Origin of the sequence: Marinomonas polaris DSM 16579, assembly GCF_900129155.1 — a bacterium.
In the GTDB taxonomy this organism is placed as follows: Bacteria; Pseudomonadota; Gammaproteobacteria; order Pseudomonadales; family Marinomonadaceae; genus Marinomonas; species Marinomonas polaris.
Window position 1 is genome coordinate 170,384 of the sequence record NZ_FQVF01000007.1, and the last position, 15,364, is coordinate 185,747.

At 40.2% G+C, this 15,364-nt stretch carries 13 protein-coding genes; 6 read left to right on the forward strand and 7 right to left on the reverse strand.

Features of this window, described 5'->3' with window-relative positions; all coding sequences use genetic code 11:
• Positions 1–233: 233 nt before the first annotated feature.
• The 3 genes from BUA59_RS09135 (at position 234) to BUA59_RS09145 (ending at position 4,956) form a co-directional block, all read left to right on the forward strand.
• Positions 234–3,377: a DEAD/DEAH box helicase gene (locus tag BUA59_RS09135; RefSeq protein ID WP_072839401.1), complete on the forward strand. Its 3,144-nt coding sequence runs from the start codon at positions 234–236 to the stop codon at positions 3,375–3,377.
• A 39-nt stretch (positions 3,378–3,416) separates the two neighbouring features.
• Positions 3,417–4,439: a virulence RhuM family protein gene (locus tag BUA59_RS09140; protein ID WP_072839402.1), complete on the forward strand. Its 1,023-nt coding sequence runs from the start codon at positions 3,417–3,419 to the stop codon at positions 4,437–4,439.
• A gap of 292 nt (positions 4,440–4,731) precedes the next feature.
• Positions 4,732–4,956, forward strand: coding sequence for a prevent-host-death protein (locus BUA59_RS09145; protein ID WP_072839403.1), 225 nt, complete (start codon positions 4,732–4,734; stop codon positions 4,954–4,956).
• A gap of 223 nt (positions 4,957–5,179) precedes the next feature.
• On the opposite strand, the gene BUA59_RS24265 is transcribed toward BUA59_RS09145, so the two are convergent.
• The gene (locus BUA59_RS24265) at positions 5,180–5,314 is read right to left on the reverse strand and encodes a hypothetical protein (RefSeq protein ID WP_048814164.1); all 135 of its coding nucleotides are present in this window, start codon (positions 5,312–5,314) and stop codon (positions 5,180–5,182) included.
• Positions 5,315–5,554: 240 nt separating this feature from the next.
• Here BUA59_RS24265 and BUA59_RS09155 point away from each other — a divergent pair, with 240 nt between their 5' ends.
• The gene (locus BUA59_RS09155) at positions 5,555–6,388 is read left to right on the forward strand and encodes an ion transporter (protein ID WP_072839404.1); all 834 of its coding nucleotides are present in this window, start codon (positions 5,555–5,557) and stop codon (positions 6,386–6,388) included.
• A gap of 84 nt (positions 6,389–6,472) precedes the next feature.
• On the opposite strand, the gene BUA59_RS09160 is transcribed toward BUA59_RS09155, so the two are convergent.
• A complete protein-coding gene (locus tag BUA59_RS09160; protein ID WP_072839405.1) occupies positions 6,473–8,182 on the reverse strand; it encodes a diguanylate cyclase in 1,710 nt (569 codons plus the stop codon).
• A gap of 375 nt (positions 8,183–8,557) precedes the next feature.
• Entirely contained in the window at positions 8,558–10,276 is a 1,719-nt protein-coding gene (locus BUA59_RS09165; protein ID WP_072839406.1) for a hypothetical protein, read from the reverse strand.
• A 186-nt stretch (positions 10,277–10,462) separates the two neighbouring features.
• On the opposite strand from BUA59_RS09165, the gene BUA59_RS09170 reads away from it, so the two are divergent.
• Positions 10,463–10,723, forward strand: a complete 261-nt coding sequence (locus BUA59_RS09170; RefSeq protein ID WP_072839407.1) for a hypothetical protein — start codon at positions 10,463–10,465, stop codon at positions 10,721–10,723.
• A 194-nt stretch (positions 10,724–10,917) separates the two neighbouring features.
• Here the strand turns inward: BUA59_RS09170 and BUA59_RS09175 are convergent, their stop codons facing one another.
• The 4 genes from BUA59_RS09175 to BUA59_RS09190 form a co-directional block, all read right to left on the reverse strand.
• Positions 10,918–11,604 (reverse strand): hypothetical protein, encoded by a 687-nt coding sequence (locus tag BUA59_RS09175; RefSeq protein ID WP_072839408.1) that lies wholly within the window; start codon positions 11,602–11,604, stop codon positions 10,918–10,920.
• Positions 11,605–11,607: 3 nt separating this feature from the next.
• A complete protein-coding gene (locus BUA59_RS09180) occupies positions 11,608–12,711 on the reverse strand; it encodes a hypothetical protein (RefSeq protein ID WP_072839409.1) in 1,104 nt (367 codons plus the stop codon).
• Entirely contained in the window at positions 12,704–13,684 is a 981-nt protein-coding gene (locus BUA59_RS09185) for a PD-(D/E)XK nuclease domain-containing protein (protein ID WP_072839410.1), read from the reverse strand. Before BUA59_RS09185 ends, BUA59_RS09180 begins: the two co-directional genes overlap by 8 nt.
• A 194-nt stretch (positions 13,685–13,878) precedes the next feature.
• Entirely contained in the window at positions 13,879–14,529 is a 651-nt protein-coding gene (locus BUA59_RS09190; protein ID WP_072839411.1) for a helix-turn-helix domain-containing protein, read from the reverse strand.
• Positions 14,530–14,690: 161 nt separating this feature from the next.
• On the opposite strand from BUA59_RS09190, the gene BUA59_RS09195 reads away from it, so the two are divergent.
• A complete protein-coding gene (locus BUA59_RS09195) occupies positions 14,691–15,326 on the forward strand; it encodes a phosphatase PAP2 family protein (RefSeq protein ID WP_084122317.1) in 636 nt (211 codons plus the stop codon).
• Positions 15,327–15,364 lie beyond the last annotated feature (38 nt).

A 15,364-nucleotide genomic window follows, 5' to 3' on the forward strand; every position in this document is an offset into this window, starting at 1 on the left:
TTTCGACATGAAAGCTTGTTACGTCGATGGCATCGGCATATGTCTTATAAAAGTTTATACATATCGGACGTTTAATATAAAGCTGCTTTTGCTTAACTATGGCGAATAATGGTGATTAACACCGCGGCTTTTAATACGGATGATCATTTAAGGATGCATGGTTTCCTTTTGTAAGTCTGCCTGGTCTAATAGTTTAGATATACTCACCTCATTCAAAGGATTATGAATCACTCATGCAGCAAGTTGGCATCTACGAGCAGTTGATTACTCAACTGATTTCTTCGCGATTAGATAAACAATCTTTTTATATTGGTGAGCGCCAGCTTGAGGCAAGTGAAGCCGGTGTTTGGCTTTCCCGATTCTTGAGTCGTATTTTAGAGTTTGCCGTGAACTCTATTCCGTCTGGAGATGATCAGCTACAAGAGCAAATCCACTTTGCGAACCAGCTAATGCTATGGCTCAAAGAGCGACTGCAAGATGATGATTTTATTGATGAAAACCTACTGGATTGCCAAGGTAGAATACTTACTGCGTTGTATGAGTTAGAAAATCCTGTTGCTGCGAACTTAAAGCAATATGTAAAAGATATTTTTCCTCTGACTGGATTAACTCAAAGTGAGCTTTTTTGTGGCAGCAATGCGGGTTTATCGCTTGAGTCTGAGCTGAAAAGAGAAATTCTTTCCGCCGATAAAATTTACTGGTTGGTGTCCTTTATAAAATGGGCTGGTATTCGAATCTTTCGACGAGAGCTTGAAGAATTTACTCGAAGTGGTCGAGAGTTAAAAATTATTACGACCTCATACATGGGCGCCACAGATGCTAAAGCGGTAGAGTATTTAGCTAGTCTCCCTAATACCGAAGTAAAGTTAAGCTATAACACCGAGCGAGAACGGCTTCATGCTAAGAGTTATCTGTTCTTGCGTGATACAGGCTTTCATACAGGTTATATCGGCTCATCCAATCTGTCTCATTCTGCACTTACCAATGGCCTTGAATGGAATTTAAAAATCACGTCGCAAGAAATCCCACACATTATCAATAAATCACTGAGTACGTTTGAAACCTATTGGGCATCGAATGAGTTTGAAGAGTTTAATGGTGATGCTACCAGTTCTGAGAAATTGAAACGGGCTTTGAGGCAACAGCGAGGTGATAGTGATACTAGTCAGTCGCATTTTTTCGACATCACCCCTTTTCCACATCAACTCGAAATTTTAGAGCAGTTAGCCGTTGAGCGTAGTGTTCATCAACGTTTTAGAAATCTTGTTGTAGCCGCTACGGGAACAGGAAAAACGCTTATTTCTGCGTTTGATTTTGCCCAGTTTTTAAAGACTAAACCTAACGCTAACTTTCTATTTATTGCCCATCGTGAGGAAATATTAAAACAAGCGCGTTCGGCTTATAGAGGTGTGTTGCGAAATGGATCGTTTGGTGAACTATGGGTCGGCAGCCACACGCCGGAACATTACCGCCAACTGTTTGTCTCTATTCAGACTCTTAACAGTCAGTTAGAGCAGTCAAACTTAACCGCAGATTTTTATGACTACATTGTGATTGATGAAGTCCATCACATTGCGGCAAGCAGTTATCGTAAAGTATTAAACTATTTTCAGTCGGATATTCTATTAGGTCTGACAGCGACGCCGGAACGTCATGACGGCGGTGATATTCTTGCTGATTTTGGTGGTGTCATTGCCGCTGAGCTGCGCTTACCAGAAGCGATTAATCAACGTCACCTTTCTCCTTTTCAATACTTTGGGATAGATGACGAGACTGATCTGCGTAATATCTCGTGGAGCCGTGGTCGTTATGATATTGCTCAGCTGACAAACCTATACACACATAACCAAGCACGTTTTGATAAAATATTGCTGAGTTTGCAGGAGATCGTAACGGATCTTAACCAAATGAAGGCATTGGCCTTTTGTGTGAGCCGTGATCATGCGAATTACATGGTGCGACAATTGCTGTTAAAAGGCGTTAAGGCTGACGTACTTACCAGTGATAACAGTAATGAGCGTCAGCAGAAGCAACAGGCAATTCGGTCCGGTGAAATTAATGTGTTGTGTGTCGTCGATATTTTCAATGAAGGGGTCGATATTCCAGAAGTCGATACCTTGTTGTTTTTACGACCGACGGAAAGTCTAACCATTTTTTTACAGCAGTTAGGCCGTGGTTTACGCTTGGCTAATGGTAAAGAATGTTGCACCGTTTTGGATTTTGTCGGTAACTCTCGTCCAGAATACGATTTTGCCAGTAAGTTCAGAGCGTTAGTCGGCAAAAGTAATCGAGCGATTAGTGATGAAGTTAAACAGGGCTTCCCTCAAGCACCACTTGGTTGTCGTATTGAATTGACAAGGCGCACGCAAGACATGGTACTGCAGAATATTCGTCAAGCCAGTGTAACTCGTACTCGATTGTTAGGACTGATTCGTCGATTCGATCAGCATTCTACATTAGATTTATCGCTGTCTAATTTTCTTAAAATTTATCCGCAGGTGAGTTTAGAGGATATTTATAAAGCGGATAGTTGGAGTGCTCTAGTCAATGCTACCAATACGAATGAAGTTCGAGAGATCGATAATGTTGAGTTACAAAACATTTATAAACGGGCAATTGATACTCGATTTCTAGTTTGTGACTCTTATAGCTATTTGAGTTTTTTGCGTGACTTATGCTTGAGCAAGTTTGTATTGAGCGACGATATGGATCAACGAATGGCGCTCATGTGCCATTATGACTTTTGGCAAAAAAGTGGTATTGAGTTGGGTTTTTCTTCGCTGCAAGCGAGTCTGAAAGCGCTTGATAATGTGCATTTACGAGCTGAGCTTGTTGATGTATTAACGATTTTAATAAACCGTATTCAGCATCAAGAATTACCTATGTTAGATATGATATCTAATCCGCTAATGTCACATGCTCGCTACACTCGGGAGCAAATTTTGGTCGGCTTTGGCGCGTCAACATTTGAAAAACGTTCGCCTGCTCGTGAAGGTGTGTTAGAAATCAAAGAAGACAATGTAGAGATTTTATTTGTCACACTGAATAAAAGTGAAAAGCAATTTTCTCCTACTACCATGTATCACGACTACGCAATTAACGAGCACTTATTTCATTGGCAGTCGCAAAACAGTGCGCGACCAGATAAAGGAAAAGGACTTGGCTATGTCGAACAGAATGAAAATAGCAAGCGTGTTTTCTTATTTGTACGTGAACAAAGCAAAGATGAAAATGGCCGTACAATGAGTTTCGTGAATTTTGGCGAAGTGAATTATATTGCTCATACGGGTTCTCAACCAATGAGTATCACATGGCGATTACAGCAAGCCATACCAAACTTTATGTGGAAACAAGCGGCTAAACTGGCTGTGGGGTAGAAAGTGTTTTTGAAACGCAATGTAAGAGAGTGAAAAGCCATGATCACCAAATTAATCCGCAATAGCACGGCTGAGTTTTTGATTTTTACTGGTCAATCTGGTGAGCAGAGCATTGAGGCCCGTTATGAAGAAGACACTATTTGGCTTTCCCAAAAGCTGATTGCTGAGCTGTTCGATGTTGATGTCCGAACGGTCAGTGAGCATTTCAAAAATATTTTTCAATCAGCCGAACTCAATGAAGAAGCAGTTATCCGGAAATTCCGGATAACTGCTTCTGACGGTAAAAATTATAATACGCAGCATTACAATCTAGACGCCATTATCTCTGTCGGTTATCGCGTGAATTCTGTGCGAGCGACTCAGTTCCGTCAGTGGGCGACTCAGGTGTTGCGAGATTTTTCTATCAAGGGTTATGTGATCGATAAAGAGCGCATGGAGAACGGAAGCTTTCTGGGTGAAGATTACTTTGAGCGCTTGCTGGAAGAAATTCGTGAAATTCGCCTTTCTGAACGACGTTTTTATCAGAAGATCACCGATATTTACGCAACCAGTGTTGATTACAATAAAAATGCGCCAACCACTCAATCCTTTTTTGCGACAGTGCAAAACAAACTGCATTTTGCGATTCATGGACAGACTGCCGCCGAGTTGATCAAAGCGAGAGCCGATAGCAGTAAGCCAAATATGGGGCTGACTCATTGGGCGAAAGGGCCAGAAGGAAAGGTGTTAAAAACCGATGTGGGCGTAGCTAAAAACTATCTCAGTCAGGATGAGCTCCAGTCGTTAGGGCTGATCGTCAACACGTATCTTGATTTAGCGGAAAGTCGTGCAAGACGCAATATTCCCATGACGATGGAAGATTGGTCGAAGCGGTTGGATATGTTCTTAGAGTTTGACGATAGAGATATTTTGACTAATGCCGGATCAATCAGCGCAAAAATCGCCAAAGACTTTGCGGAATCAGAATTTGAGAAGTATCGAGTCGTACAGGATCGTTTATTTGAAAGTGACTTCGATAAGATGATCAAAAAAGTTGTGAGTGAAGGATCGGGGGATAAGTAAAACATGACGCCTAAGCCTAGATGTGAAAAAACCGGCTAAAGCCGGTTTTTTCACCTTAACGGCCAGCGTAACTTAATCGCTGCGTACAAGGCTGAGTCGTAAGACTTATAATAGTGATCATTTTGGTAACTTTGAATTCGATATAAGCTATTAATTTTATAAAATTTATAATCTTAGACTATATAAAGGCGAGTTATTCTATTTTTGCCAGAGTGCTAGAGAAAACGTGGTGTAGGCTTAAGCAAATTATCGGTCTATAAATGATTTATATATTAGTCTTATGGAGCTTTTTATGAATATTCAAACTGTGTCATACCTAAAAGCAAACGCGAATAATCTCTCTTTAGATGATCCTTTGCACGTCTCTCAGAACGGCAAAGAGGTGTATGTTGTGCAGGCCTCGCAGGCTTACTATGAGCCGCAAGAAACCATTGCTTTACTTAAGCTGATCAACCTTTCTGAGCGTAGTTTGAACCAAAAGGGCGAGCTGTCCTTGGACGAAGCATTTGACGCCTAAGCCTTTTCAAGTTGTCGTTACGCCAATGTTTAAAACGACAATGAAATCTTATTCGATGAAGAAGCGAACAAGGTTGTGCTGATTGCTGTGATGGACAGTCGACAAAGCATTGAGCAGCTGCTTTATGAAACCATGCTGGTGCTGTAGATGATGAAAAAGCCCGCTTCTACTATTATGCGTAGAAGCGGGCTTTTCAATTTGGGACTTTACTTAAAAGAACGACTTATTCAGTGGCGTCATGAATCGTTTCTTTTGTGCTTTCGTAGGCTTTTGAGGAATCTTCTTTCACACCTTCCCAAGTATTGGAGCAGCCAGCTAGTACCAGTGTTACCGCAATTGCTAATAATGGAAGCTTCATGTTTAAACCTCTCTTTAATATGAGTCATTACAGATTAGCAAAAAGTTTTGTAAAGAATGGTCCACTATTTTGATTTAACTTAGAACATATGTTTTTTTACAGACTGTTTTCTATTCCCTGCTTACTGTAAACCTTATAGGAAAAATTATTGACATCAAAATAGATTGATCTTATTGGGCTCTAGCATAGAATGACGTCAATTTAGCCCTATTTGGGGATGATTTAGTATTGAGGTAATAGATGCCCAGTTCAACAGCGGTTGTAACGAATTCCATGCGTCAGCGTTTAAAGACGTTTATTGAGAACTCGACAATACAACGTATTTTATTGGCGTTGATTTTAATCAATGCCGTTATTCTAGGATTAGAAACCTCGCCTGATGTGATGACAACAGCGGGCTCGTTTTTGATGGCATTGGATAAAGCCATATTGGCGGTGTTTGTTATTGAGCTCACTATTCGTTTGCTTGTGCACCGTTTTGCTTTTTTCAAAGACGGTTGGAATGTATTTGATTTTATTGTCGTGGGCATCGCATTAGTCCCAGCCAGCGGTCCTTTTGCTGTGTTGCGTGCGCTCAGAGTATTACGTGTATTACGCGTACTTACTTTCGTGCCATCAATGAGAAAAATTGTCGGTGCTTTAATCAAATCCCTGAATGGCATGTTGTCCATCGCTATGGTGTTGGGACTTGTGTATTACGTGGCTGCGGTGATGGTAACCAAGCTATTTGGTGAGGCTTTTCCAGAGTGGTTTGGCAGCTTAGGCGCTTCACTGTATACACTGTTCCAAGTCATGACCCTAGAAAGCTGGTCCATGGGCATCGCACGACCAGTGATGGAAGCCTTCCCTTACGCTTGGGCGTTCTTCATTCCTTTTATACTTATTGCCACTTTTACCATGCTCAACCTTTTCATCGCCGTCATCGTTAATGCCGTACAAACCATGCACGATGACGAACACAAAGACGAGCTAGATGCTGAAAAAGCGACACAGCAGCAGTTATTGGAGCAAATGCAACAACTCCAACTCGAATTAAAGGCATTACGTCGAGACATTAATAAACCGCAGGAATAAGAAGGCGAGCCAAATTAAACCTATAGGCTATTACTACTTATTGGATGTTTGATGTAAGGCCGCTTTTCTCAACGTGTTGGGGCTCTAAACTTTATATACTAGAGATTGATTTCGGCCGTTTTCTTTAGCTTGATAAAGGGCTTTGTCAGCTTGGTTTATGCTGTTTTTTAGAATGGGGTTTTCTAAATCTATAGCTGCAATACCCGCGCTAATGGTGAAGTTAACGGATTGAGTGTTATTTAGTATTACAGTTGCTTTTGCTAGTTCTTGTCGTATCTGTTCAACCAAGTTGAATGCTTCACCTATTGATGTATTGGTCATTAAGATAATAAATTCTTCGCCGCCATAACGCGCTAAGACATCCTGTCCCCGACATTCCGCCATTAAGGTATTGGCCACTTGAATAATGACCTTGTCACCAAAGCTGTGCCCATGTGTGTCATTGACTTTCTTAAAGTGGTCAATATCAAGCATCGCTATGGCTGCGGGTTGCTGGAGCTGTTTGGCTTGCTGCAATAGATATTCTGCTTCTGTATTGAAGTGACGTCGATTAAATAGTTGAGTGAGTGAATCTGTCGACGCTAATAATTTCAGCTCATCTTGCGCGGCCTTCATGGTTTCCAATGAACGAATGCGATACGCAATGATGAGAGATAATACCAGCGCCTCAAGCATGATACCGATGCCAACGCCGTGGCTATTGATATAAGTAAATTCGGCTTTGCCTTTGTAAAATAACACGGCCATGGTGCTAAATATGGCGAATAGTCCGTGACCCAGCAAAAAGAAAGGTGCGATAGGATGCTTTCGGATCAGCATAGAAATAGTCACAGAAATACTGACGACCATCATGATAGCTGCCAAAGTACTGGAATAGTTAAGGGCCGTTATCATATCAAACAGGCCATAAACAAAGTCACAGATTAGTAAGGTAAGAATTGAAAGCAGTGCCCAATGCTCTATGGGGTATTTCTTCTTAGTTTCAAAAATATTGATCATGAAAAGCAGTAAGAATATAGGCATAGCCACTAGCGATAAATGCCATTTTAAGGTGATCGAGCCATACACATTAAAAAGGTCAGCGAGTAATCCATAAGAGAGCGCAACCCAAAAACCACCAGCAACTAGATAGCAGGCGTAAAAGAAGTGCTCTCTTAAACGCGAAGAAAAAAATAGCAGGAAGTTGTAGATTATCAGTGCCAATAACATACCGGCAAGCAAGGCGATGTCTGTGTATAAACCCAATAAGGCTCTTTTTGACTGGTCTTCATCATATAGATTAAGAGTGAACCATTGATGCGAAAAAGACTGGCTTTTGACAAACAATATTTTGCGCTGGTTCGGCTCTAATGTGATATCAAATACAGCGCTACCACGATACATCCACTGTTGTGTTTCTTTGCGGTCCATATCAAGCACGCGTTCACGGGTTAGCGTGCCGTTTACTACTTCATAAAGTTCTACTTTGTGATTGTGATACGCATAAGGATGGTGAAGATACACTTTAATTGGCGTCGTATTTGCGTTCTCAATTTCGATTTTCGCCCACGTCATCCTTGATGTTGTGCCTAATGACACGCCATTTGGAGATAACTGGAACTCTTGTTTTTGTACATCCGAGAAAAGCATTTTCTCTGTTTTATCAACAAAGTATCCCATCTGAAATTGCTCTAATTTTACAGATGAACCTTGAATGACTTGCGTGGGAATATCAGCCAGAGCCACAGCAGAGACCAAAACGCACCACAGCATTATAAATAAACGAGTAAAAAGTAGTGGGCGATTAAACATCATGAATCATCTTCCGTAACGAGAGCTGTGTTTTGCATTTTTCGTTGAGGAATGCATTCTAACCGATTGATCAAAAAAAGATCGTGTGTGAATTGTTTGGATTTGTAGCGCTGTTATTAAGAAGGGTATGGGGAATATCTGCATTTCAGATGATATTCCCCATAGCATGATTATTCGATATTTTGTATCTGAATGCAGTAAAAATTACAAGTTACTGATTTAAATATATTAAATTTAAGGTTTAATAGTTTTGTCATCACTTATGTCACCGTTTTGATGTGATTGGATTGTACATAAAGTTTCCATTGCTATAAAGTAAGTGAGCCATTCCTATACAAAGGGTGTCTGTTGTAGCGAAGCTCGTACAGCTGCCTAAAACTATAGATCGTTGAATAAATTAACGTTAGGCCACTTTTTAAGCCATTCTTGGGCGAGCTTTATTCGCTTTCTTAATGTCGCAGTAGACATATCATCTAGAGAGTGCTGGACTAAGAGATCGAGAAAATCTTCTTGAGAAATTTTTTTAATCATTACGTTATGCCAGAGATAGCAAACTCCAATTAGTACGTTCTCGAGATACCTGCTTTCTAGTTTCTGATTATCCTTCAAAGTTTGTAATGTATACTGGCCTGTTACTAATAAGCTAGCTAGATAAAGTCGCTCTTCTAACTGTAAGTTCGAGGGGCCATAAAATTTACATGGATTACCAAGTTGAAGGGTGATGGATTTCTTAAACAGCTGAGAAGTATCAATTTTAAGGCTGCGTGGAATCATTAGTGCGACAATGTCTAATCTAGTGTTCCTATACCGTTGATTTAGTTCTGTAAGCTGTTCATTGCTTAGCTGGCTGCTGTTTACGTAGTGGCCCATTAATTCCAAAGGGTCGGGAAGCTCGCCACTTAACCACCACAAAGGATGCAGGCCTACAGGGTTTGATTGAAATAGCAGCTGTATATCTGTCAGCGGACAAGGACTTGAGGTGCTTATTCTTTGGAGGTTTATATGCTCATCCCATTTTTGTAGAAGATCGGTTGAATAGAGCTTTTGTAATGTCTCTATGCATCCACGAACCTTAATTGACCAAGATGGATGTTTGAGCATCGTTAGATAAAGCATTATCAAATGGCGCAAAATCATGTGCTTGATCAGCTTTGGGTCACCGTCATCAAAGGTGTTCTGCTGAATTTTGGGGTAAAAGCCAGAACTAGGTTTTAATAATTGCCATAATGCCTTTGATCGTTGTTGAAACTTTTTCAACTGATTTGCGATAAGGTTCGGCTCGCGGAGAGTATTGTGGTAGTTGCGTGGCACTATATCAAGATGCTTATTGCAAAAGATAGTAGGGGATATTCCTTCATAGTAGCAACATAGTGCGTGAAGCGTTGATGCCCACTTGCTGGGTTTATTACAGTTAAGCAGAGGAAATTTAACTTTATCTAATGGATTATTCCCAATCTCAAGCTCGCGAGCAACCTCAATAATATGACGGTGCTCATGACCAAATTGATCTAAATTCCTGTCATTTCTTGGGGCGTCAAACATACCATGGGAGTGTATAACAAATGCAGTTTCACCATTATCCAGCGGCCTTTCATCAATAGCTACTAAGCTTGAGGTAAGCTTCTTTTTTATAACTAGCTCGTAGAGAGTAAGTAGTGTTGGGTCCGTAATAGTAATTTCACTATTATGTTGTCGGCTCTTATCTAGTGCCTCCCTTACAGAATAATAAGCTTTTAAAATATTTTGAGGCTCTAAGAGAGATCGCTTAGGGTTGGTTAATAACTCAAACGGTAAATGAGGGAAGTTTTTTGCTACGCAATGTAAGTAACCAATAAGGCTCATGGGACAATTTAGCTCGGCTAGATGAGCCATGATGAATTCTAATTGCATTCGAGGTCTGAATGCTTTACTCAGCAGTGTATACACTTGTGGACGATGAAATAGATGTATGTGCTTGATAGCATCTTCAAAATTATTTAATTCTTTCTTGTCTCGCTCATCAAATGTCCCTAACAATAAGTTGTAAGAAATCCCTGCCTCAAAACACTTCCTTAAGAGGTCGTTAGCGCTGGCAGTCTTTAATGTTAATTTTCCCATAACATCCTACAAGAAAAAATACAATAACAAGGTTGAAAAAAAGTTTTCTATGAAAACAGACGACACGACAAGTAATTCTCTTTAAATTCCCTGTGTGGGTGAACACATGTGCACTCAATTCATGTAGAAAGCGTATAGAGCGTTCTACATAACCTGTTTCAATATTTATAATAGTGAGGGCATAGTATGCTTGACGATATTTTTGCAAACAACGAAAAACGCTTAAGAGCTCTACGTAAGGAGTATAGTGCAGACAGTGTCGCATCATTGGTCAATGACCGACTTAAAGAGAAAAGCGTAAATGATAGGGTGAGTGGTCCAGAAATAGATGCTTTTCTAAAAGTAACTGGTTTGGGTAAAAATAGAGCCTTAGTTTCCCATAAGGGATTTAAGGAAGCTATGGCTTTCGCTAAAGATTCTAGTTCTGATGGAGCTATGGTCTGTTAATTTATAGAAAACATTAATGAGAGAGCCATGTTTATCGCTGATCTGTAAAAATAGCTCTCTCTTAATACTCTCTTTTCTATTCCTAAGGAATGAATGATTAGGCTTATATTATTGATTTAAATGGGAAAATTTTTATGAATGCTTTTGACGGGGTGTTTTAATTGATCTATTTATTCTGAAGAAGGAGCTGCGCTCTAGTAATAGTGTGTTGTCGATTTCTCTAGTGAGCCCCTAAGCTTTTCAAGAACAAAGCTCAGGTTAGGTGAGGTAAGCTTACAACTACCTGACTTGGTTAGCTCTCCTTTTACTGTCATTCCTTCAAATTCAGCTTCAAACTTAATGCTATCGGTCAGGTAACGTTTATCAGAAACTAGTTCAGCAAAAGCCTCTCGGACATCAGTTTTACCTGAAACTACTATTTTTGCCGTCGAGTTTAAGGAAGCCCGTATACCATAAGCAGATATCTGGAGAATTTTTACCTTTTCAGCTTCCTCTTCAATAAGGCCCAGCCAGCGCTCGGGGGCAACATTTAACTCAGACAAAACCAATCCAAGTCCAGTCAGGCTATGAAGCTTATTAGAAAACTTCCTTAGCGAGCGTGGAGGCTCAGAAATATACATAAAGCTTGATTCAGAGTTCCAGTTGAACTGACATGTATAGTAGTTAATTGATTCTACCTCGAAAATTTCACCAAAGGGATCTTCTACTACGTTTTTTAGGATTACTTTCTCAATGTATTTGCCAACAAGCTTTGTGGGTGTTGAAGTCGAAAGCAAAAAGCCAGAGCCAGAGTTCTCTGAGTATTGATGCTTTTTCATTAATTGTGAAAGCTCACCAAGAGAAATTGGGAGCTTTGAATATAACCACTTTGCTTTCATCATTCGTTATTCGCCGTATGTCTGGAGTGCTTTCTGTAATGCCTTTTCTGATGCGTCCCTAAGTTTTAGATTATATCTGTCGTTATCAAATGATGACGCACCCTTCCTAGTAACATTGTGCTCAGAGATATTGCTGTTGTACGGGTATAAACCTCTAATCGTATACATGAAATCAGTACATGATTTTGGCTGCCCAAATTGAGCTTCAAATTCTACTTTAGGCCCTTCAAATGATTTATCTATAGCCGTCCAAATTATTCTATATATGTAAAACCCACTAGTGTGCAGCTGATTAAACTCAGTGGACTCAAGAACTCCCTCCCCAGCTAAAGCCGCTTTGTTTATGTATGATGCGAGCCTTGCTTCAGTTCCTTCATCCTCAAGCTCGTCTCGCAATTCTTGCTCAAAATGATAAACGTCTACACTAGATACATTGTCGAATTCGAAGCCATCAACATTTCTAATCAAGTAATCAAAAAACTGGCTCCTTACTTTAGCATCTGGCAGAGTTTCAAGAGAAATAGAAAACTCTTCGATCTCCTTACCACTCTCTTGAGTTACTTGTGCTTTTAGGATTGTTTTGAGCCGCTCAGAAACTTCTTTTGCCTTTTTTGTTGATGGTAGTTTCATAACAACTCCATCTGCACTACTTTCAATCTGTATCTCACAGGTTTTAATCGTGCGTTGCCTGAGCTCCGTTTTGGTGAAGTCTTGATCAAGGTAGGTCACAGTTAAGGTCGTCTTATTTCCCGACTTGGTCACTTTTACAGAATCCTCGCTATCAACAGAAAAATTCGCCTTTAATGTAGAGCAAGCCGTCATTATCTGCCTTGTTTCAATATCCCCTTTTAGATTGGTATGAGTTGTTTTGTCTTTTCTGTTAGGGTTTTCTAAAAGCCTTCCAATCCACTTGAAGTCAGCATAGCTAAATGTCAAAGAGCAAATTTTCTCAATAAGCTCTTGTTTTGGCGCATGTAAAGAAACGAGTTTCCCTCTCTTACGGAGGAAAGTTACAAGCTCACTTTGGGTGACTTTCTTATGTTTAAGAGCATCATAAATGTTCTTGTCAGTTGGAATATAAATCGACGGGCCAGCATTAACTTTAGACATTTTCTCGCATTCCTATTTCCATTGGATTGAAGCTTTTAGTGAAGTTAGTTATACGCTGCACTTCCAAGTGATCCATTTGCTTCTTCCTGCCATCATCGTTCCCCCACATTTTCAAATACTCGTACTTGGCTTTTTCAAAGTTTGTATTTGCATTAGAGGATGCAGCAGTGAATCGAATTCGTATGGAATAGTCACTGCTAAACATCTGGTAATGAGACATTGCATCTATCAGATAGATGAATTCATCAATTGTTTCACCGCTTTCATGGTAGTAGATGATGAAACCACCGTTGAATTGGCTGCTACCACGATGTTTAATAATTAACCAAGGGGATGTGAGAGCTTCAATTGTGGCAGGTTTGCCCCATTCATCTCCGCACCGCCGAGCACGAATGAGGTCAGGATAAAAGAACGTGTACTCGTCATGGCTAGGGAATAAGTCATCGGCTTTCAACATTTTTATGTCATTAACAACATCACATAGCCTTCGAATCAGATCAGGCCCTACAACTATTAACTCATTCTCATCTGCAACAGGAATATCTTTGAATTCGACTTTTTCAAGTTCATCTTGAAAGTTCTTATCGTAATCACCGTCATGATTGTAGATAAAAAGTATCCCCGATACTTCACCAAAGCCAACATCATTCAAGAGAAATTTGTTTTGCCAACTATCGCTGATGTTGGCACATTCAACAGACATTGCGAGTGTCTTTAATGCTCGAGTGATGCTACTTTTGCTAATGCTTCCTGCTGCGTAGCTTTTCAAATCTGTATTGAGGTACTGAGTTTGTCCTGTGTAAGGGTCTTCATAGTAAAACACTACATCTGATGGGTGAGTGCTTTTGCCATGATGATCTGATTCACAACTCCAGTCTTCGTCTTTGGGCGCGCAAGTTTCCCATTTAAACCACTTGAAGATATCTTTAGATACCAATTTTGCTAGAGTTTCTATGTTTCCCGTTTCTGGCATTATTCTTCCTTAATTGAGATGGGGTATGAGCTAATATTACAAATACATTTTTTTAATATTAAGTCAAGTATATGAAAGAGGTGAAACTGTGTTCAATTTATTTAGCGATCCTGTTTTCCTCTGATTAGTGCTGCCTAGGTGCATGCCTTATCTCTACTTTCATAAATTCAATGATTAAGGGCTACATAATTATTTTAATTTATTTCTGTGATGACTGATCTTGCCACTTTTCCTACTAGTCTAATCGACTTATTAAAGTCTTCCCGCTTCAATGTCTCATCATCAAATTTGTCTGAATCACAGCATACTTTTATCTCTGTCCCTGCCAGATTTGGCTTTAGCCTTTTTATAGTGATGCCCATATTTGTTTCAATAACGAACACGCCAGTAGATATAGCTGTCTTGTTAGCCACTCTGGAAACTAGAACTACTTCGCCTACGTTTATTGTAGGTTGCATTGTGTTGTCTGGTGCTTCTAAAGCGAAAAGGTTGCTAAGCTCTTGCTCAGATAAGGATTTAGGCAAATAACGCTTAGGTAGCATCATGTGAGTTTCTGGCTTGGCTTTGCTCCAAGTCTTAGCTTTTGCTGAGTAGATTTGAATAGTAACCATATCTGAATCGTTATTTTCAGCTTGTCTTGGCTTCTTAACACCTTCTAAACCAAGCGCTTCTTGTGTTTCTTGGGGTAGGCTGCTCGCGTGATATTCAAAATTCACGCCTCGTAATCCCGTGATTTGCCTATATTCCCAATTTTGACTTTTAGCCTTGCGCGTCACGTTTGTAGCATGTGCGGGCATGCCTTTTTGTCCTGCCAGTTCGGCAGCAGTAAACCATTCTTTTTTCATTATTACACCATGTTTATAGGGGTAAAAAATGATTTTGAATAATTTGTAAAATCTTTTTGTGGGATCTTTATTGATCTGAAAGGATTTCACATATATGATTTCACAACACTGACCAAGTGCAATTCAAAATCTCACTCTTTTAACTCTATAAGGTAACTAGAATGTTCTCTTTGCATAACCCTGCTAAGGTAGGCTGGGGCGGATTTTTGCGCCTAAAATTTAACAAAAATAGCAAAACTACTCATTTAATCGATTTTAAGCGATGGTTTCAGGTAGTTTTGGTTACTTTTTCTTTATCCCATTTAAGTATAGTTCATGCTGATAGTGGTCTTGTCCGTGCTGGTGACAATCTACAAATTGGGATTCCACTGGCGTCTGGAGTGATCTCATTAATGAAGGGGGATTTCGCTGGTACGGGGGAGTGGGCAGAGGGCGCTTTATGGACATCTGTTGCAACACACACATTGAAATTTGCAGTAAACGAAGAGCGCCCAAATGGAAATGATAATAACTCCTTTCCTTCTGGGCATACTTCTGCGGCCTTCCAGGGCGCAGCCTTCCTACAAATGCGCTACGGTTGGGAATACGGTTTACCTGCTTATGCTGCGGCGTCATTCGTTGGTTATTCACGTGTGAAAGGAAAATATCATTATTGGCATGATGTCGCGGCAGGGGCTGCGCTGGCAATAGGTGTGCAATATGCTATTACGGGGATGGGGATTAGTGCTAGCAATCTGGTTGTAGCACCCATTGTTTCAGATAAACAGTATGGATTGTATGCGTCTATGAGTTACTAACATTAAGCCCCCTAAAAAAATTCATCGCTTGCTATGAA